The sequence below is a fragment of the Achromobacter pulmonis genome (genome assembly GCF_002885955.2).
Taxonomy (GTDB): Bacteria; Pseudomonadota; Gammaproteobacteria; order Burkholderiales; family Burkholderiaceae_B; genus Achromobacter; species Achromobacter pulmonis_A.
In genome coordinates this window covers 48489-68350 of the sequence record NZ_POQS01000010.1, presented here as the reverse complement: position 1 = coordinate 68350, position 19862 = coordinate 48489, and the positions used below count along the sequence as shown (strand labels likewise).

The window sequence follows — 19862 nt, the reverse complement described above, 5'->3', positions numbered from 1 at the left end:
CGCCGCCTGATGGGTTTCGCGCGCTGAGCTTATGTGTTCTTGTCCAAGAACGCTCGCGCTGCACCCATCCTACGCCACGACGCTACACGGCCTCCAGCGCCCCCGCCACCACCCGGTTGCGGCCCTGGCGCTTGGCCTGGTAGAGGCCGCGGTCGGCCGCCTGGATCAGGTCGGTGCAGGCCTGCCCTTCGCGCGGCACCGCGGTGGCCGCGCCGATGCTTACCGTCAGCCACGGGCCCGAGCCGGCGTCCTTCTGCGGAATCTGCATGGCCTCGATGGCGCGGCGCAGCTTTTCGGCCGCGAGCCGCGCGCTGCCGGCGGGCGTGCCGGGCAGCACCAGCGCGAACTCCTCGCCGCCGAAGCGCGCCGCCAGGTCGGTGGAGCGGTCGCAGCTCGCGAAGATAGTGCCGGCCACGCGCTTGAGCGCCTCGTCGCCGGCGATGTGGCCGTAGGTGTCGTTGTAGGACTTGAAGTGGTCCACGTCGATCATCAACATGCTGATCTCGCGGCCGTCGCGCTGCGCGCGCTGCCATTCGGCGGTGAGGTACTCGTCGAAATAGCGGCGGTTGCCCAGGCCGGTCAGGCCGTCCGAATTGGTCAGGCGGCGCAGCTCCATATTGCTTTCCAGAAGCTGCTGCTGGCTCTGGCGCAGCGCCTGGTAGGCCTCGTCGCGCTGCACCAGCGCCATATACGAGCGCGAGTGGTAGCGGATGCGCGCCACCAGCTCGATGGAATCGGGCAGCTTCACCAGGTAGTCGTTGGCGCCGGCCGAAAACGCCGCGCTCTTGATCGCCGGGTCTTCCTTGGTGGACAGCACGATAATGGGAATGTCGCGCGTGACCGCATGCTGGCGGTACTGCTGCACCAGGCTCAGGCCGTCCACGCCGGGCAGCACCAGGTCCTGCAGGATGACCGTGGGCCGCGTCTGGATCGCCACGGTCAGCGCTTTTTCCGGGTCCGAGCAGTAGTGGAAGTCGATATTGCCCTCCGCCGCCAGCGCCCGTCTGATGGCCTCGCCGACCATGACCTGGTCGTCCACCAGCAGCACCATGGCCGCGTGCGATTGCAGGTTAGACGGCGCCGCGCCTTCTGTGGGAGGGTACATATTCAGTCCTTCTTTTTGTTCAATGTCCGGCCGCTCAGGCAAAGGCCTGCGTGAGGCGGGAAGCGATTTGGTCCAATGGGCGGATTTCCACGGCCGCCTGCATGGCGGCCGCGGCCTTGGGCATGCCGTAGACGGCGCTGGAGGCCTGGTCCTGGGCGATCGTCAGCCAGCCCCGTTCGCGCAGCGCCCGCAGGCCGCGCGCCCCGTCCTGGCCCATGCCCGTCAGCAGCACGCCGGCCGCCCGGCCGCGCCAATGCTGCGCGACGCTATGGAAAAACACGTCGATGGAAGGCCGGTACAGGCTTTCCTTGGGATCTTCCGCATAGCGCAGCGTACCATCGGCCAGCAGCCGCAGATGATCGTCGGTGCCGGCCAGCAGGATCTGGCCCGGCGCGGGCTGCTCGCCCTCGCGCACCAGCCGCACCGGCAGCCGCGCCTGCTCGTTGAGCCAGTCCGCCATGCCGGCGGCGAACGAGGCGTCCACGTGCTGCACCAGCACGATGCCGGCCGGAAAGCCCGGCGCGATGCCGGACAGCAGCTGCGCCAGCGCCGCCGGTCCGCCGGCCGAAGCGCCGATGACCAGCAGCCCCTGCGCATGCGCCTGCGGCGCCGGCACGGCCACCGGGCTCAGCGGCAGACGCCTGCCGTAGCGGCCGATCAGCCAGCCTATGTTGCGGATCTTGCGCAACAGCGGCGCGGCCGCGGCGCCCAGATCGGCCGCGCCCACCACGGGCGTGTCGGCCGCGTCCAGCGCGCCGTGGCCCATGGCGTCGAAAACCCGCGAAGTATGGCGGGCCACGTCGGAGGTGACCACCACGATGGCGCAGGGCGTGGCCCCCATGATGCGCCGGGTCGCCTCGACCCCGTCCATCACCGGCATGATGAGGTCCATCAGCACCAGGTCCGGGCGGTCGCGCGCGCACAGGTCCACGGCCTCCTGGCCGTCGGCCGCCACCCACGCCACCTGGAATGCCGGTTCCAGCGCGATCACGCGCCGCAGCATCTCCACCGCCATCGGCATATCGTTGACGATCCCGATTCTCACGTGTGCGCCTTTCCGATCAGGTCTTCGACGGCGTCGAGCAAAGCGTCGTCATGGAAGCTGCCCTTGGCCAGGTAGTAGTCGGCGCCGGCGTCCAGCCCGCGCCGGCGGTCCTCTTCGCGGTCCTTGTAGGACACTACCATGACCGGCAGGGTTTGCAGCCTGGGATCGGTCTTGATGCACGACACCAGCTCGATGCCGTCCATGCGCGGCATGTCCACGTCGGTCACGACCAGGTCGAAGGATTCGCTGCGCAGCATGTTCCAGCCGTCCATGCCGTCGACCGCCACGGCCACGTCGAAGCCGCGGTTCAGCAGCAGCTTGCGCTCCAGTTCGCGCACCGTCAGCGAATCGTCCACCACCAGCACGCGCTTGCGGCGCCGCGCCGGGGCCGCCGCGCCCGGGCCGTCGACCCGCGCCAGCCGCCCGCCTTCGACGAGCTTCTGCACCGACACCAGCATGTCCTCCACGTCGAGGATCAGCAGCGGCGTGCCGTCGTCCATCAGCGCGCCCGCCATCACGTCCTGCACCTTGCCCAGGCGCGGGTCCAGCGGCTGCACGACCAGCGTGCGCTCGCCGACGTAGCGGTCCACGGCGATGCCGTAGAGTCGGTCGTGCTCGCCCACCAGCACCACGCTGACCGTTTCCGAATACGGCGCGGGCTGGTCGGTGTGCAAGATCTGCCGCGCCGACACCAGCCCGATCTGCCGGCCCATGAACCGGAAATGCTGGTGCCCTTCCAATTGCTCGATGTCCTCGGCCCGCACCTGCAGGGCATGGCTGACGTAGGCCAGCGGAAAAGCGTAGATCTGCTCCTGGATCTCGACCAGCAGGCTGCGCACCACCGACAGCGACAGCGGCATCTCCAGCATGAAGCGCGTGCCCTGCCCGGTCTGCTGCTGGATGCGCACGGCGCCGCGCAACTGTCGCACCATGGTCTGCACCACGTCCAGCCCGACGCCGCGGCCCGAGATCTCGGTGACCTCGCCGCGCGTGCTGAAGCCGGACAGGAACAGGAATTCCAGCAGCTCGGCCTCGCTGAGCCGCGCCGCGGTCTCCGCGCTGGCCAGCTTGCGCCGCACCACTTCGTCGCGCAGCCGTTCGGGCGCGATGCCGGCGCCGTCGTCGCTCAGTTCGATCAGCAGCATGCCGGCCGCGTGCCGCGCCGCCAGCCGGATCAGGCCTTCCGGCGGCTTGCCGGCCGCCGCCCGGACCGCCGGCATTTCTATGCCGTGATCGACGGCGTTGCGCAGCAGATGGGTCAGCGGCGCGCCCAGCTTCTCGAGGATGTCGCGGTCGACCTGGGTGGACTCGCCCTCGATCTCCAGGCGCACCTGCTTGCCCAGCGCGCGGCCCAGGTCGCGGACCATGCGGGCCATGCCGCCCACGCCGTCGCCGAAGGGCCGCATGCGGCAGGCCAGCGCCGTGTCGTACAGGCGCCGCGCCAGATGGCCCATGCGCCAGCCGAACTCGTCGACCTCGCCGGTGCGCTGCGACAGTTCCTGCTGGCATTGTTCGACGATGCGGTAGGCGTCCTCCAGCGCGGCCTGCGCGCCCGGGTCCAGCGTCTTGCCGGCCAGCGCGGTGCGCGCGCCTTCCAGCGCCTGCAACGCACCGGCCTGCAGCCGCCGCAGGCGCAGCATGGACGCGCCGAACGGCGCGATCCACTGCGACTCCACCAGCGTTTCGCTGGACAGGCCCAGCAAGCGGTTGAGCGTGTCCGCGGTAACCCGGAGCACCCGCTCGCCCTCGCCCGCGCCGAGGTCGGACTTGCGCCGCGCCGGCAGCGCCACGGGAACTTCCGGCGGTTCCGGGATGGCCGGCATCGCGGGCGGCGCAACGGCCGCGGCCTGCGGCGCATGCGCCGCGCCGCTCAGCCGGGCCACCAGATCGTCGATCTCGCCGCCCAGTTCCACGCCCGGCGTGGCCACGCGCTGCAGCAGGTCGGCGCCCAGCAGCAAGGCGTCGATATCGGCGGCCTGCAGCCGCAGCCGCCCTTCCTTCGCTTCGACCAGGCAGTCCTCCATCGCGTGCGCGATGCGCACCGCGGGGTGCAGGTCCACGATGCGCGCCGCGCCCTTGAGCGAATGCGCGGCGCGCATGCAGGCTTCCAGGTGCGGCGCCGACGTGGGGTCGTGCTCCAGCGCCAGCAGGCCGTCGTTGAGCACCTGCACCTGGGTGCGGGTCTCGATCTGGAACAACTCCAGGAGCGAGGCGTCGCGCATCTGTTCCGGGTTCACGCCAGGCTCCGTTCCAAGGCCTGCATCAGCAGGGTTTCGTCCAGCACGCCCACGGCGCGGCCGCCGGCGCGCGCCACGCCGCGCGTGTATTTCAGCGCGGCGCCGTCCACCGTGGCAGGCAGCGGTTCGAGGCGGTCCAGTTCGACGGCGTGGATGCCTTGCACCTCGTCGACCGGCAGCACCACCGCGCGGCCCGCGCCGCCCAGGATCAGCATGCGCGCCGCGGCCGGACGCTCGCGCGCCTCGGGCGCGGCCTCCAGGCCCAGCAGCCGCGCCAGCGACACGCATACGGTCAGCGTGCCCCGCACATTGGCCACGCCCAGCATCGCCGGGTCGCGGCGGTGCGGCAGGCCCAGGATGCGGCGCACGCTCGCCACTTCGTCCAGCGCCTGCGCTGGCAGGCCCAGCCACTCGCGCTGGACGCGGAACACCAGCAGCGCGGACAGGTCGCCATGCGCGGGCTCCGGCGCGGCGCCGTCGCCCTCGGCCATCTGCGGCGGCAGGCGGTCTAGGATGCGCTTGGCGGCCGCGGCATAGACCGGACAGTTGCGGCAATGCACGTGGCCCGCCAACTGCGCGCAACTCTGGTCGCCGCGGATGCCGATGCGGTTCCAGCAGTCGTCCACGTCGGCCAGCCTGTCCAGGGTTTCACTCACGGCGCGTCTCCTCGCGCGCCGCGCGCGCCTGCAGGCGGCGGGCGCCCTCGTGGTCGCCCTCGGAGGCGACCAGCGCGGCCAGGTGCAGCAGCGCCTCGCGGTGGGTCGGCTCCAGGTACAGCGCCTTGCGGTACGCGGCCTGGGCCTGGCGCGCGTCGCCGGCGGCGTCCTGCAGCAGCCCTTGCAGATACAGCGCCTCGGCGCTGACCCCGTGGGCGTCGATATGGGCCTGGCACTGCGCGGCGGCCTCGTCCACCCGCCCCTGGTCCGCCAGAGCGGCTATGCGCTGCAACGAGGCATCGGCGTCCTGCCTGGCCGGCGCCGGCGCGGGCCGCGCGGCGTGCGGCCGGGCCAGGCCCGGTGCGGGCGCCTGCGGCAGCGCCCGCCGGGGCGGCGTCCAGCCATGCGCCAGCGGGCGCGCCGGCCGCGGCGCGGCCTTGGCCGCCGCCGGCAAGGCGCGCGCGCCGAAGGCGAAGGCGCGCGCCATCGGCAGCGCGGGCAGCCGGCGCGCCGTCAGCAGGCTGGTCTCGGCCGGGCCGACGAAGAGCGCGCCGTCGTCTCGCGCCAGGCGCAGCAGCACCTGCACGGCGCGTTCCTGCGTGGCCGCGTCGAAATAGATCAGCAGATTGCGGCAGAACACGAAGTCGTACGGCGCGACGCCCGCCAGCAGCCCCGGATCGAACAGGTTGCCCGAACGGAACCGCACGCGCGCGGCCACGTGCCCGGCCAGGAGATGGCCGTCGCCGGTTTCGGAAAAATAACGGTCGCGATAGGCCAGGTCGTCGCCGCGGAATGCGTTGCGGCCATACACGGCGCGCTGCGCGAACTCGACCATGCGCACGCTGATGTCCACCGCGTCCACCTGGAAGCGTTCGGCCGGCACGCCGGCGTCCAGCAGCGCCATGACGATGGAATACGGTTCTTCGCCGCTGGAACACGGCAGGCTCAGTACCCGCAGCACGCGGTGCTCGGCGCCTGGAGCGTAGAGGCGCTCGCGCGCCAGCGCGGCCATCGCGGCCTGCGACTCCGGATACCGGAAGAACCAGGTCTCCGGCACGATCACCGCTTCGATCAGCTGCTGCATTTCGTCGAGCGAGCTGCGGGCATGCTGCAGGTAATCGCCCTCGTCGTCCACGCCGGCCACGCTCATGCGGCGCCGCACCGCCCGCTCCACGGCCGCCTTGCCGATCGAGCCGCTGTCCAGGCCCATGCGCCGCTTGAGCAGCGCGCTGAAATCGTCGGCCAGCATCATGGCCGGGCCTCATCCGGAAACAGCAGCGCGCGCACCGCCGCCGGCAGCAGATCGTCGACGCGTACGGCCTGCACCAGGCCGCCGGCGTGGCTCAGCACCGGCCCCAGGTAGCGGGCCTCGGGATGATCCAGCCCGCCCGGCCGGAACGCGGCCGGGTCGAAATGCGCGGTTTCCGTGGCCTGCTCCAGGATCAGCCCCAGCAGCCGCGGTTCGGCTTGCGGCGCGCCGCGGTAGCGCACCAGCGCCAGCCGCGTGCTGGTCACGGCCGCCGCCGCCCCCCGTCCGGCGAGCGCGCTCATGTCGATGACCGGGACCGCCGCGCCGCGGCGCTCCAGCATGCCGGCCACCCACGACGGCGCGCCGGGCACCTGCTTGAGCGCGCGCAGGCCCAGCACCTCGGCGNGACCGGACAGTTGCGGCAATGCACGTGGCCCGCCAACTGCGCGCAACTCTGGTCGCCGCGGATGCCGATGCGGTTCCAGCAGTCGTCCACGTCGGCCAGCCTGTCCAGGGTTTCACTCACGGCGCGTCTCCTCGCGCGCCGCGCGCGCCTGCAGGCGGCGGGCGCCCTCGTGGTCGCCCTCGGAGGCGACCAGCGCGGCCAGGTGCAGCAGCGCCTCGCGGTGGGTCGGCTCCAGGTACAGCGCCTTGCGGTACGCGGCCTGGGCCTGGCGCGCGTCGCCGGCGGCGTCCTGCAGCAGCCCTTGCAGATACAGCGCCTCGGCGCTGACCCCGTGGGCGTCGATATGGGCCTGGCACTGCGCGGCGGCCTCGTCCACCCGCCCCTGGTCCGCCAGAGCGGCTATGCGCTGCAACGAGGCATCGGCGTCCTGCCTGGCCGGCGCCGGCGCGGGCCGCGCGGCGTGCGGCCGGGCCAGGCCCGGTGCGGGCGCCTGCGGCAGCGCCCGCCGGGGCGGCGTCCAGCCATGCGCCAGCGGGCGCGCCGGCCGCGGCGCGGCCTTGGCCGCCGCCGGCAAGGCGCGCGCGCCGAAGGCGAAGGCGCGCGCCATCGGCAGCGCGGGCAGCCGGCGCGCCGTCAGCAGGCTGGTCTCGGCCGGGCCGACGAAGAGCGCGCCGTCGTCTCGCGCCAGGCGCAGCAGCACCTGCACGGCGCGTTCCTGCGTGGCCGCGTCGAAATAGATCAGCAGATTGCGGCAGAACACGAAGTCGTACGGCGCGACGCCCGCCAGCAGCCCCGGATCGAACAGGTTGCCCGAACGGAACCGCACGCGCGCGGCCACGTGCCCGGCCAGGAGATGGCCGTCGCCGGTTTCGGAAAAATAACGGTCGCGATAGGCCAGGTCGTCGCCGCGGAATGCGTTGCGGCCATACACGGCGCGCTGCGCGAACTCGACCATGCGCACGCTGATGTCCACCGCGTCCACCTGGAAGCGTTCGGCCGGCACGCCGGCGTCCAGCAGCGCCATGACGATGGAATACGGTTCTTCGCCGCTGGAACACGGCAGGCTCAGTACCCGCAGCACGCGGTGCTCGGCGCCTGGAGCGTAGAGGCGCTCGCGCGCCAGCGCGGCCATCGCGGCCTGCGACTCCGGATACCGGAAGAACCAGGTCTCCGGCACGATCACCGCTTCGATCAGCTGCTGCATTTCGTCGAGCGAGCTGCGGGCATGCTGCAGGTAATCGCCCTCGTCGTCCACGCCGGCCACGCTCATGCGGCGCCGCACCGCCCGCTCCACGGCCGCCTTGCCGATCGAGCCGCTGTCCAGGCCCATGCGCCGCTTGAGCAGCGCGCTGAAATCGTCGGCCAGCATCATGGCCGGGCCTCATCCGGAAACAGCAGCGCGCGCACCGCCGCCGGCAGCAGATCGTCGACGCGTACGGCCTGCACCAGGCCGCCGGCGTGGCTCAGCACCGGCCCCAGGTAGCGGGCCTCGGGATGATCCAGCCCGCCCGGCCGGAACGCGGCCGGGTCGAAATGCGCGGTTTCCGTGGCCTGCTCCAGGATCAGCCCCAGCAGCCGCGGTTCGGCTTGCGGCGCGCCGCGGTAGCGCACCAGCGCCAGCCGCGTGCTGGTCACGGCCGCCGCCGCCCCCCGTCCGGCGAGCGCGCTCATGTCGATGACCGGGACCGCCGCGCCGCGGCGCTCCAGCATGCCGGCCACCCACGACGGCGCGCCGGGCACCTGCTTGAGCGCGCGCAGGCCCAGCACCTCGGCGACGTCGCGCGCCTCCAGCGCATAGCGGTCGGCACCGATGCAGAACAGCAGGTACAGCCGGCGTGCGGCCGCCGCGCGGGCGTGGGAGTCCGCCATGTCCGCCGTCACACCTTGAAGCGCGACACGCCGCTGCGCAGGTCGTTGGCCACCAGCGTCAGCTCATCGATGGCCAGCGAGGACTGGCGCAGCGACTCCACCGTCTGCTGCGCCGCGTCGCTCAGCTGCTGCAGCGCCTGGTTGATCTGCTCGGCCCCGGTGGCCTGCGCCTGCATGCCTTCGTTGACCATCTGCACGCGCGGCGCCAGGGTCTGCACCTGCTGGATGATCTGCGACAGCTGGTCGCCCACCTGCTGCATGTCGGCCATGCCGCGGCGCACTTCCTCGGAAAACTTGTCCATGCCCATGACGCCGGCCGAGACCGACGACTGGATCTCGCGCACCATCTGCTCGATATCGTAGGTGGCGACGGCGGTCTGGTCCGCCAGCCGCCGGATCTCGGTGGCCACGACCACGAAACCGCGGCCGTACTCGCCCGCCTTCTCGGCCTCGATGGCGGCGTTCAGCGACAGCAGGTTGGTCTGGTCGGCCACTTTCGTGATCGTGGTCACGACCTGCGTGATGTTGCCGGCCTTCTCGTTGAGGATCGCCAGCTTGGCGTTGACCGAGCCGGCCGCGCCGACCACGTTGCGCATGGTGTCCTCCATGCGCGCCAGCCCGACCTGGCCGTTGCCAGCCAGCGCCGCGGTCTGCTCGGCCGCGCCCGAGACTTCCGTCATGGTGCGCACCAGTTCGCGCGAAGTGGCGGAGATCTCGCGCGAGGTGGCGCCGATCTCGGTGGTGGTGGCGGCCACTTCCGAGGCGGTCGCCTGCTGCTGCTTCGAGGTGGCCGCGATCTCGGTGACCGAGGTGGCGACCTGCACCGCCGAACGCTGGGTCTTGCCGACCAGTCCGGTCAGCTCGTCCAGCATGCCGTTGAAGCCCGTCTCGATGGCGTTGAACTCGTCCTTGCGCGCCAGCTTCAGGCGGCGGGTCAGATCGCCGCCGCCGGTGGACTCCAGCGTCTTGACGATGTAGCGCATCGGGTCGGCGATGGCGCGCATCAGCAGCACGCCGCAGATCACCGCCGCGGCGATGGCCAGGGCCAGCGACACCATCATGCCGACCTCGGCGTCGGTCACCGATTTGCGGATGGCCTCGGCCGCCGCGTCGGCCTGCCGCTTGTTCTCGGTCACCACCGTGGCCAGGATGTCGCGGCCCTTGTAGAACGCCGGCCGCAGGTCCGACTTGACGCGTGCCTGCGCCAGCGCGGCGTCCGCCAGCGTGCCCGGCGCCAGGATCTCGGCGCGGATGCGCTTGTACTCCCGCAGTTCGCGCTCGAAGGCCTCGAAGAGCTGCATGTCGTCGTTGCGTTCGATGGTGCGGCGGTATTGCGCGACCTCTTCGTCCAGCGCCTGGTCGTTCTTCGGCAGGGCCTCCAGGGCGGTGGCGCGTTCTTGCGCGGTATCCAGGCTCAGGGCGTCCTGCACCGTGATGAAACCCGTCAACCAGGCGGCGCGGATCGAGGCGCTGTGATAGATGCCCGGCACCGCGTCGCTGTTGATCAGCTGGGCTTCCGATTCGATCACCAGCAGGCGCCGGTAATCGACCACCACCATCAATGCCATGATGGCCAGGATGACCATGAAGCTGGCCAGGATGCGCTGGCGCAGTGTCAGATTATTCATGCCGGAAACCTTTTCTACAGTGTCGACTCGCCTGTTCGGCCGCCGGCCCGCGCCGGTCCTCGTGTCTATTACGGGATGTTGAGTTCGTCGGCAATTATTGCAAAGGCGGCTCCGGCCAGCCATGAAAAATGACGAAACGACCCCGATTGGGGTCGTTTCGTCTGAAAAAAGCAAAAAAAGCTTACAAAACCAGGCGCATTCGGCCCCGCCGCCTCAGTCTCGCCAGAGCGCGACGGGCGGCCGTTCGCGGACCCAGTCCTGCGCCTGTCCGTAGGCATGCGCCAGCTGCAGCACCGCCAGGTCGCCGCGCGGCGGGCCGATCAGCTGCATGCCCATCGGCAGCCCGGCGGCGTTGAAGCCCACCGGCACGCTGATCACCGGGCAGCCGGCCAGCGTCCACGGCGTCACGGTCTCCATCCAGCGGTGGTAAGTGTCCATCGGCCGTCCCGCGATCTGCTTGGGCCAGTCCATATTGACGTCGAACGGGAACACCTGCGCCGACGGCACCGCCAGGTAATCGACTTCCTCGAACATGCGCAGCACCGTCTGGTACCAGGCGCTGCGCTCTTCGGTGGCCTGGTAGACCTGGCGCGCCGTGATTCCGTCCAGCCCCTCGACCTCCCAGATCAGCGCCGGCTTGGCCAGCTTGCGGGTCTCGGGATCGTGGACCAGGGCATGGTACTGGCCGCCCACCATCAGGTGGCGGTGCACCAGCCACATGCGCCACAAGCGGTCGCCGGCGAACGGCACCCGGTAGTCCAGCGCCTCGCAGCCCACCGCCGCCAGATCGCCCAGCGCGCGCTCGCACAGGTCCAGGATGCCGGGCTCCATGGGCAGGTAGCCGTTCCAGTCGCCCAGCCAGCCCACGCGCTTGCCGCGCAGGTCGGTCTCCAGCGGCTGCGCGAACTGCGCCGGATCGTCCGACAGCGACAGCGGCGCGCGCGCGTCGTAGCCCGCCATCACCGACAGCAGCAGCGCCACGTCGCGCGGCGTGCGGCCCATGGGGCCTTCGTAGGACAACTGCTTCAGGAAGACCTCGGGCGCCGGCCCGGACGGCACGCGCCCGGCCGACGGCCGAAAACCGTACACATTGCAAAACGCGGCCGGGTTGCGCAGCGATCCGCCGAAGTCGCTGCCGTCGGCCACCGGCAGCATGCGCGCGGCCAGCGCCGCGGCCGCGCCGCCGCTGCTGCCGCCGGCCGTCCGGGAAGGATCGTAGGGATTGCCGGTAGCGCCGTAGACGGCGTTGTAGGTATGCGAGCCCAGCCCGAATTCCGGCACGTTGCTGCGGCCGATGAAGATGGCGCCCGAGGCCCGCATGCGCTCGATCATGATGGAGTCGTGCGCCGTCACCTGGTCCTTGTAGACCGGCGAGCCCATGGAGGTCACCATGCCGCGCACCGCCGTCAGGTCCTTGGGCGCCTGCGGCATGCCGTGCAGCCAGCCCAGCCATTGCCCGGCGTCCAGCTGGGCGTCGCGTTCGGCGGCCTCGCGCATCAGTTCGTCGCTGTCGCGCCGGGCCACGATGGCGTTGAGCTTGGGATTGACCCGGTCGATATGCGCCAGGTAGGCGGCCATCACTTCGCGGCAGGACACCTGGCGCAGCCGGATCGCCTCGGACAGCGCATGGGCCGGCATGGCCACGATATCGTTCAGCGCGGCGGGCGCGGGGGCGGCAGTAGGCATGCTTGTCTCCTTGTGGTGCGCCGCCTGCCAGGCGGACGCAGACGAAATACTACCCAAAGCGCGGCGGCGGCGCGCGGCCGCCTGCGGCTGATCAGCGCACGCGCCACCAGCCCGGCAGCAGGCCGCGCACCTTGGCGCGCCGGTAGCGGTCGTCGATCAGGTGCACCGTGCCCACGTCGTCTTCGGTGCGTATCACCCGGCCGGCCGCCTGCACCACCTTCTGCATGCCCGGATACAGATAGGTGTAGTCGTAGCCGTTCTCCTCGCCGTAGCGCCGGTCCATGGCGCGCTTGACGTGCTCGTTGACGGCGTTGACCTGCGGCAGCCCCAGCGTGGCGATGAAGGCGCCGATCAGGCGCCTGCCCGGCAGGTCCACCCCTTCCGAGAAAGCGCCGCCCAGCACCGCGAAGCCCACGCCCCGCCCGTCCTCGGAAAAACGCGCCAGGAACGCGGCGCGCCCGGCCTCGTCCATGCCCGGCGTCTGCGCCCATATCGGCACGTCCGGATGGCGTTCCCGCATCAGGTCCGAGACGCGGCGCAGGTAGTCGAAGCTGCTGAGAAAGCCCAGGTAGTTGCCCGGCCGCTCGGCGTACTGGCGCGCGATCAGGTCGGCGATCGGCGCCAGCGAACGCTCGCGGTCGCGAAAACGCGTGGACACATCGCCCACCACCCGCACCTCCAGTTGCCGGGCCTGGAACGGCGCGGCCACGTCGATCCAGGCGGCCGCCGGCGGCAGGCCCAGCGTGTCGCGGTAGAACTGCTGCGGGCTGAACGTGCCCGAGAACAGCACCGTGGCGTGCGCCGCCGCATAGCGCCCGGCCAGGTACGGCGCCGGGATCACGTTGCGCACGCACAGCGTGGAGCGCGGCGTCCTGGCGCCGGCCGCGCCGCCCGCGTCCAGGGTGGCGTCGAACAGCGCATGCGGGCCGAACTGCTCGGCCAGGCGCATGAAATGCAGGGCCTCGAAGTAGAACGCCAGCACCGGATCGTCCTGCGCCAGCGGATGCTCGCCCATGTGGTCGGTGATCGCGGCCACCGCCTTCTGCACCGCCGCCAGCACCCCGGCCGGCGCTTCGTCATAGGCCTGGTAGGCCTCGGCCTGCTTTTTGTTCAGGGCGTTCCAGGAACGGTTCAGCCCGTCCAGCGCTTTCTTCAGCGGCTTGGGCGCGGCCTGGCGCGCGCCCGCCAGCATGCCCTGGTCGAGCTCGCCCGTGTACATGCGGCGCGCCCGTTCCACCAGGTTGTGCGCCTCGTCCACCAGCACCGCCACCTTCCACTGGTTGGCCTGGGTCAGCGCATGCAGCATGGCGGTGGCGTCGTAGTAGTAGTTGTAGTCGCCCACCACCACGTCGGCCCAGCGCGCCATTTCCTGCGACAGGTAGTACGGGCAGACCTCATGTTCGGCGGCCGTGGCGCGCAGCGCCGCGGCGTCCATGCGCGCGTGCGCCAGCGCGGCCTGGCGGGCGCCCGGCAACCGGTCGTAGAAGCCCCGGGCCAGCGGGCAGGATTCGCCGTGGCAGTCCTTGTCCGGATGCACGCAGGCCTTGTCGCGCGCCTGCATGTCCAGCACCCGCAGGCGCGGCGCGGCCGGCTGCGCGTTGACGGTTTCCAGCGCCTCCAGCGCCAGGCCGCGGCCCGGCCCCTTGGCGGCCAGGAAGAAGACCTTGTCCAGCCCCGCGCCCGGGCAGGCCTTGAGCACGGGAAAGATCGTGCCCAGCGTCTTGCCGATGCCGGTGGGCGCCTGCGCCATCAGGCAGCCGCCGTCGCGCGCCGTGCGGTACGCGGCCACGGCCAGCTCGCGCTGGCCGCTGCGAAACGCGCCATACGGAAACGCCAGCGCTTCCAGCGCCGCGTCGCGCGCGCGGCGGTGCGCCTGTTCGGCCGCGGCCCAGGCCAGGTAACGGCCGCAGTAGTCGTGGAAATACGCCTGCAGCGCCGCCGCGTCCTGGGTTTCCACCAGCACGGTTTCTTCCTCGGTGGCCAGGTTGAAATACACCAGCGCCACGCGCAGCTGCGCCAGCCCGCGGGCCTGGCACAGCAGGTGCCCGTAGACCCGCGCCTGCGCCCAATGCGCCGCGCGATGATTGTCGCGCACGCTCTCGAAGCGGCCGCGATAGGTCTTGATCTCTTCGAGCTGGTTGGCCGCCGGATCGTAGCCGTCGGCGCGGCCGCGCACCAGCAGGTTCTGGTATTCGCCGGACAGCGCCACCTCGGTTTCGTAGTCCGGCCCGCGCCGCCCGGCCACCGCGGCGTGCCCGGCCATGCCCTCCAGGCCGCTGGGCGCGGGCGTGAAACGCGAATCCAGGTCGCCGGCGCGGGCCGTGAACTCGCAAAGCGTGCGCACCGCGACCGCGTGCTTCATGGCGCGTCCTCTTGCCAGCTCACGTGGCAGACGCTGACCGGCATGCCGTGCGCCACGCAATACTCCAGCCAGCGGACCTGGTTGTCCTGCAGCTTGTCGCCCGGCCCCTTGACCTCGATGAGTTCGTAGCGGCGCTCGCCGGGCCAGAAGCGGATCAGGTCCGGCAGGCCCGAGCGGTTGGCCTTGACGTCGCGCAGCAGCCGCGTGAAGTACAGCTTCAGGTGCGCCGCCGGCAGGCAGTCCAGCGCCAGCGCCAGCAGCGGCTCGGACAGCGCCCCCCAGAACACGAACGGCGACTGCACGCCGCGCTTTTCGGCGTAGCGCGCCAGGATCGTGTCGCGGTAGTCCGGCGTGTCCAGCTGCGCCAGGCATTGCGCGAAGCGCGCCTCGCGGCGCTGGTGGAAGTCCGGCGCGTCCAGGTCCGCCGGCCCGCGCTGGAACGGATGGAAAAACGCCCCCGGCACGGGCGCGAACACCGCCGGCCAGCACAGCAGGCCGAACAGCGAATTGATGAGCGCGTTCTCGACGTAATGCACCGGCGCGTCGTCGCGGTGCAGGTGATCGCGCGCGACGAACTCGACCGGCATGGGCTGGCCGGGGCGCGGCAGCGACAGGTCGCGCCGCGCCACCGCGGGCGCGCGGCGCCTTGCGGCCGCGGCCTGCCCGGCGCCGCGCAGCAGGCGCGGCATCATGCGCGCCAGCCGCTGGCTTTCTTCTTCGCTTTCGGGTTCGGCCTGCGCGCGCGCCGCCAGCGCCAGGGCCTCGTCGAAGCGCGCCATGCGCTCGTATACGCGGATGCGGCGGTGGCGCGCGCCGGGATAGGCGCACAGCGCATACACGCGCTGCGCCGCGCCCCAGTCCTGCGCGCGCTCGCAGGCCTGGCCGATGCGCAGCAGCAGCTTGCCGCGCCGCTTTTCCAGCCAGGGGTTATCGCTGGCGCAGGCGTCGATGGCCGGCAGCAGCGCATCGAGTTGCGCGCCCGCTTCGAGCGCCTGGCGGCACGCGTGCAGCGCCAGGTAGCGGTCGATGTCGGCGCGCGCCTGGAACGCGCGCGAGTCCGCGTCGAACGCCACGGTTTCGTACTGGAACACGCCCAGGTCCGCCAGCACGAACTCCGACCAGTCCTGATGCAGATTGCCGAAGAACATGAGGCGCAGGCGTTCGCAGAGATCGGCCGCCATCACCCGCCAGACCGGCTCGGCGGCGCGCGGATGCCAGGCGGCATAAGGCTGCGCCGGCGGATGCAGCGGCCGCAGCGCCTCCAGCAGCTCGGCCTTGCGGGCGCCGGCCTTCACCGGCGCGTCGCGGAATATCGCGGCCAGTTCGCCCTTGGTATGCAGGCCGAAGAGCTCGTCCAGCGTCATGGGCGCCGCGGCGTCCAGCCAGCCCAGCGCCGCCAGCGGCGCGGCGGCCGCCAGCGTGCCGGGGATTTCTTCGTAGCTCAGGCGGGTGGCCCGGAACCACGGGCCGCGCCGCATCAGCATGCGCACCATGAGCGCCCGCGACGCCTGCGGCAGGGCCTGGAAATCCGCCAGGAAGCGCCGCTCGGCGTCGTCCAGCAGGTCGCCGTAGCGCTCGGCGATCCACGCCAGGGCGCGCTCGAAATTGTGCAGGTAGTAATAGCGGTGCGGAGGAAACATCGGCGCGGCCGGATGACTGGATATTTATCCAGCAATCATAGCAGGACGGCCGGCAAGCGCGAGGCTTGCCGGCCGTCCCCGGGCAGACGCCGCGATACCTCAGCGCGCCGGCTGCGGCTGGGCGCCGACTTCCTTGCGCACCTTGGCCACGTCCGCGGCGCTGACCGCGCCGGCCTTGTTGCCCCAGCTGGAGCGCACGAAGGTCACCACGTCGGCGATCTCCTTGTCGGTCATGCGCCAGTCGAAGCCCGGCATCGCGTACGCGGTCGGCGCGGTGGCCGTCGCCGGCATCTGCGCGCCCTTGAGCACGATGTGGATCAGCGACGCGGGGTCGGCCGAATTCACCGTGGAGCTGAGCGCCAGCTGCGGGAACGTTTCCGCATAGCCCTTGCCGGTGCTGCGGTGGCAGGCCGCGCAGTTGTTGAGGAAGGCCATGGCGCCGTCGCCCTTGTCCTTGCCGGCCCGCAGCGCCTGCGCCACGGAATCGTCATAGGCCAGCGGCTTGGCGTCGTCCTTGTTCACCGGCGGCAGGCTCTTCAGGTACACGGCGATGGCGTTGACGTCGGCGTCGGACAGGTGCTGCGTGCTGTCGCCGACCACCTGGGCCATGCCGCCGAAGGCCGCCGAATGCCCGTTGCGCCCGGACTTCAGGAAGGCCGCGATGTCTTCCTTGGTCCAGCCGCCCAGGCCGTCGGCCATATCGCCGCGCAGGTTCTTGGCCAGCCAGCCCTCGACCACGCCGCCCGACAGGAACGCCGAGCCGTCGGCCTCGGTCAGCGCCTTCTCCTGCAGCGCGAAGCCGCGCGGCGTATGGCAGGTGCTGCAATGGCCCAGGCCCTCGACCAGGTATTGCCCGCGCAGCAGCGCCTCGCGGTCGGCGCCCTTGAGGTCGCTTGCGGCGGGTCCGCTGACCGCGTCCGGCGCAAACATCCAGCGCCACACGCCGAGCGGCCAGCGCATGGACAGCGGCCAGGTGATGTCGGTGTCCTTGTTGGCCTGCTTCACCGGCTCGACGCCGTGCATGAAGTAGGCATACAAGGCCTTCACGTCGTCGGGCGTGACCTTGGCGTAGGCCGTGTACGGCATGGCCGGATACAGCGAATGCCCGTCCTTGGCCACGCCGTGGCGCACCGCCCGGTCGAAGTCCTCGTAGCTGTACTCGCCGATGCCGGTTTCCTTGTCCGGCGTGATGTTGGTGGAGTAAATCGTGCCCAGCGGCGACTCGATGCCCAGTCCGCCCGCGAACGGCTTGCCGCCCTTGGCGGTATGGCAGGCGATGCAGTCGCCGGCGCGCGACAGGTACTCGCCCTGCTTGACCAGCTGCGCGTCGGCCGCAGCCGGCGTGCCATCCGCCGCCCAGGCGGAGCCGGCGGCCAGGACGGAGAGCGCGGCGACAATGGTGTGCTTGATCATTGTTCCGTCTCCTTACGCCTGGACCAGCGGGCCGGGGTTCTTCAGGTACTGGTCGCGGATCGCCTGCGCGGACCAGAAGGCCAGCGCCCCGACCAGGCCCGTCGGGTTGTAGCCCATGTTCTGCGGGAACACGCAGGCCCCCATCACGAACACATTGGGCACGTCCCAGCTCTGCAGGTATTTGTTGACCACGCTTTCCCTGGGATTGGAGCCCATGATGGCCCCGCCCGTGTTGTGCGTGCTCTGGTAGACCCGCGTGTCGTAGCGCGCGCCCTTCTTGCGCACGCCCACGAAGTACTTCTCGGGCTTCATGGCCTTGGCCACTTCCTCCATGCGCTTGCCCATGTAGCCCAGCATCTCGAACTCGTTGTCGTGCCAGTCGAAGGTCATGCGCAGCAGCGGCTGGCCGTTGCTGTCCTTGTAGGTCGGGTCCAGCGACAGGTAGGCGTCGCGGTACGACATCACCGAGCCCGAGATGCCGATGCTCAGGTGGCGCTGGTAGGCGTCCTGCACGCCCGCCTTCCAGGCCGTGCCCCAGCTGGGCGTGCCCGGCGCGGTGGGCGTCTGCTTGATGGGACGCCCGCCATAGCGCACGTGGCGGATGCTGGCCCCGCCCAGAAAGCCCAGCGGGCCGTGGTCGAACTGGTCGCCGTTGAGGTCGTCCATGCTGACGCCGCCGGCGCCCGTGCCCACGAACGGATTGAGCTGCGTGCCCTTGGGCAGCAGCATGCTGACCGCGCCGTTCATCTGGTAGGCGTAGTTCTTGCCGACCACGCCTTCGTTGGTCTTGGGATCGTAGGGCTTGCCGATGCCCGAAAGCAGCAGCAGGCGCACGTTGTGCATCTGGTAGGCCGACAGGATCACCAGGTCGGCCGGCTGCTCCACCTCGCGGCCCTGCGCGTCGATGTAAGTCACGCCGACCGCCTTCTTGCCGCTGGCGTCCAGGTTCACCTTGATCACCTGCGACTGCGTGCGCAGTTCGAAGTTGGGCTTCTTCAGCAGCACCGGCAGGATGGTGGTCTGCGGCGAGGCCTTGGAATACATGTAGCAGCCGTAGTTCTCGCAGAAGCCGCAGAAATTACAGGGGCCCAGGCGCACGCCGTACGGATTGGTGTACGGGCCGGACGCGTTGGCCGCGGGCGCCGGATACGGGTTGAAGCCCACCTCGCGCGCGGCCTTCTCGAACAGCTGCGCGCCGTAAGTGGTGGTCAGGGGCGGCAGCGGATATTCCTTGCTGCGCTTGCCTTCCAGCGGATTGCCGCCCTCCACGACCTTGCCGTTCAGGTTGCCGGCCTTGCCCGAGGTGCCGCACACGTACTCGAACTTGGTGAAGTACGGCTCCAGTTCGTCGTAGGTGACGCCGAAGTCCTGGATGGTCATGCCTTCGGGAATGAAGTCCTTGCCGTAGCGCGTCTCGTAGCGGGTGCGCAGCTCCAGCTCTTCGGGCAGCACGCGGTAGTGCATGCCGTTCCAGTGAAAGCCCGCCCCGCCCACGCCGTTGCCCAGCAGGAACGAGCCGTTCTGGCGGTACGGCACCGCCACGTCGTCCACGCCGTGGCGGATGGTCACGGTTTCCTTGGACAGGTCCTGAAACAGCTTGCCGCGCACGGAATACGCCAGCTCGTCGATCACCTTGGGGTACTCGGCGTCCTTGGGCGTGTCCTGCATGCCGCCGCGCTCCAGCGCCAGCACGTGCAGGCCGGCCTCGGTCAGCTCCTGGCCCATGATCGCGCCGGTCCAGCCGAACCCGACCAGCACCGCATCGACTTTGTCTTTCTTGATCGCCATGGTTCAGCCCCTCTCCCCGGAAATCGAAACCGGACCGTAGGGGTACTTCACGTTGGGCTGGTCCGCCCAGTCCATGTAGTCGGCGCGCGCGCCCGGAAAGCCCACCATCTTCCAGCCCACCATGTTCTTGTTGCCGCCGTACATCGGATCGGCGAAGAAGCCTTCCTTGGTGTTGGCCAGCAGGAAATTGAAGAAGGTCCTGGACGGCACGGTCTCGAATTCGATCTTGCCGGCCTGCAGGTCCTTCAGGATCTGCTCCTGCAGCGGCTTGTCCAGTTCCGCGTAGACCTTGCCGTGCGTCTTCGTGCACCAGGCGTCGCAGGCCTCGATGCCGTTGCGGTAGACCTGCCGGGGATTCTGGTTGATCTGGTAGCCCAGCTCGGGCACCACGTCGGGGGGGAACGGCCCCTGCATGTACCAGAGCTTGCCGTGGCCGAACGGCGTTTCCATCTGGCGGTCGATGAACTCGGGCACGCCGGCTTCGATGGCGCCGGGGCCGTACTCGTCGGCGGGGATCAGGTGATCGACCGCGGCGACGATGAAGGCCCATTCGGCCTTGCTGAAGTAGGTGGGTTCATAAGGTTTGGCCGCAGGCGCCTTGGCGCTTTCCGACCCGTTGGTACAGCCGGTGGTCATTGCCCCCACCGCCAACGTCGACGCCGGCACGATGGCCAACGCCTGCAGGAACCGCCTGCGCGGCTTTGCGTCTTCTGTCATAAACATCTCCGTGATAACCCAAGCCGCCCTAGCCCTACAGAACATGAACCTGGAAACACGA

At 70.5% G+C, this 19862-nt stretch carries 15 protein-coding genes and 1 pseudogene; all 16 read right to left on the bottom strand.

What is annotated here, in order from left to right:
* Positions 1 to 82: 82 nt before the first annotated feature.
* Complete coding sequence (locus C1I89_RS30190) at positions 83 to 1105, bottom strand: response regulator (RefSeq protein ID WP_102775948.1); 1023 nt, start codon at positions 1103 to 1105, stop codon at positions 83 to 85.
* 34 nt (positions 1106 to 1139) lie between these two features.
* Complete coding sequence (locus tag C1I89_RS30185; RefSeq protein WP_102775947.1) at positions 1140 to 2150, bottom strand: chemotaxis response regulator protein-glutamate methylesterase; 1011 nt, start codon at positions 2148 to 2150, stop codon at positions 1140 to 1142.
* Positions 2147 to 4387, bottom strand: coding sequence for a hybrid sensor histidine kinase/response regulator (locus C1I89_RS30180; RefSeq protein WP_102775946.1), 2241 nt, complete (start codon positions 4385 to 4387; stop codon positions 2147 to 2149). Before C1I89_RS30180 ends, C1I89_RS30185 begins: the two co-directional genes overlap by 4 nt.
* Complete coding sequence (locus C1I89_RS30175) at positions 4384 to 5043, bottom strand: chemotaxis protein CheW (protein ID WP_102775945.1); 660 nt, start codon at positions 5041 to 5043, stop codon at positions 4384 to 4386. Before C1I89_RS30175 ends, C1I89_RS30180 begins: the two co-directional genes overlap by 4 nt.
* Positions 5036 to 6295, bottom strand: coding sequence for a CheR family methyltransferase (locus C1I89_RS30170; protein ID WP_102775943.1), 1260 nt, complete (start codon positions 6293 to 6295; stop codon positions 5036 to 5038). Before C1I89_RS30170 ends, C1I89_RS30175 begins: the two co-directional genes overlap by 8 nt.
* Positions 6292 to 6690: a chemotaxis protein CheW gene (locus tag C1I89_RS30165; RefSeq protein ID WP_440130674.1), complete on the bottom strand. Its 399-nt coding sequence runs from the start codon at positions 6688 to 6690 to the stop codon at positions 6292 to 6294. Before C1I89_RS30165 ends, C1I89_RS30170 begins: the two co-directional genes overlap by 4 nt.
* An 8-nt stretch (positions 6691 to 6698) precedes the next feature.
* Positions 6699 to 6806: pseudogene (locus tag C1I89_RS35485) on the bottom strand (chemotaxis protein CheW); the annotation flags it as partial.
* 4 nt (positions 6807 to 6810) lie between these two features.
* Positions 6811 to 8070 carry a CheR family methyltransferase gene (locus tag C1I89_RS30155; protein ID WP_102775943.1) on the bottom strand — a complete coding sequence of 420 codons (1260 nt, stop codon included), beginning with the start codon at positions 8068 to 8070 and terminating at the stop codon, positions 6811 to 6813.
* The gene (locus C1I89_RS30150; protein WP_102775942.1) at positions 8067 to 8567 is read right to left on the bottom strand and encodes a chemotaxis protein CheW; all 501 of its coding nucleotides are present in this window, start codon (positions 8565 to 8567) and stop codon (positions 8067 to 8069) included. Before C1I89_RS30150 ends, C1I89_RS30155 begins: the two co-directional genes overlap by 4 nt.
* Positions 8568 to 8575: 8 nt before the next feature.
* A complete protein-coding gene (locus C1I89_RS30145; RefSeq protein ID WP_102775941.1) occupies positions 8576 to 10195 on the bottom strand; it encodes a methyl-accepting chemotaxis protein in 1620 nt (539 codons plus the stop codon).
* 213 nt (positions 10196 to 10408) lie between these two features.
* A complete protein-coding gene (locus C1I89_RS30140) occupies positions 10409 to 11881 on the bottom strand; it encodes an amidase (protein ID WP_102775940.1) in 1473 nt (490 codons plus the stop codon).
* Between the two features lie 91 nt (positions 11882 to 11972).
* Positions 11973 to 14243 (bottom strand): ATP-dependent DNA helicase, encoded by a 2271-nt coding sequence (locus tag C1I89_RS30135; protein WP_102775939.1) that lies wholly within the window; start codon positions 14241 to 14243, stop codon positions 11973 to 11975.
* Positions 14240 to 15883, bottom strand: coding sequence for a VRR-NUC domain-containing protein (locus C1I89_RS30130; protein ID WP_102775938.1), 1644 nt, complete (start codon positions 15881 to 15883; stop codon positions 14240 to 14242). The genes C1I89_RS30135 and C1I89_RS30130 overlap by 4 nt, the downstream gene beginning before the upstream one ends.
* Before the next feature lie 99 nt (positions 15884 to 15982).
* Positions 15983 to 17296, bottom strand: coding sequence for a c-type cytochrome (locus tag C1I89_RS30125; protein ID WP_102775937.1), 1314 nt, complete (start codon positions 17294 to 17296; stop codon positions 15983 to 15985).
* Between the two features lie 12 nt (positions 17297 to 17308).
* Positions 17309 to 19084 carry a GMC family oxidoreductase gene (locus tag C1I89_RS30120; protein ID WP_102775936.1) on the bottom strand — a complete coding sequence of 592 codons (1776 nt, stop codon included), beginning with the start codon at positions 19082 to 19084 and terminating at the stop codon, positions 17309 to 17311.
* Positions 19085 to 19087: 3 nt separating this feature from the next.
* Positions 19088 to 19801 (bottom strand): gluconate 2-dehydrogenase subunit 3 family protein, encoded by a 714-nt coding sequence (locus tag C1I89_RS30115; protein WP_102775935.1) that lies wholly within the window; start codon positions 19799 to 19801, stop codon positions 19088 to 19090.
* Between the last annotated feature and the right edge of the window lie 61 nt (positions 19802 to 19862).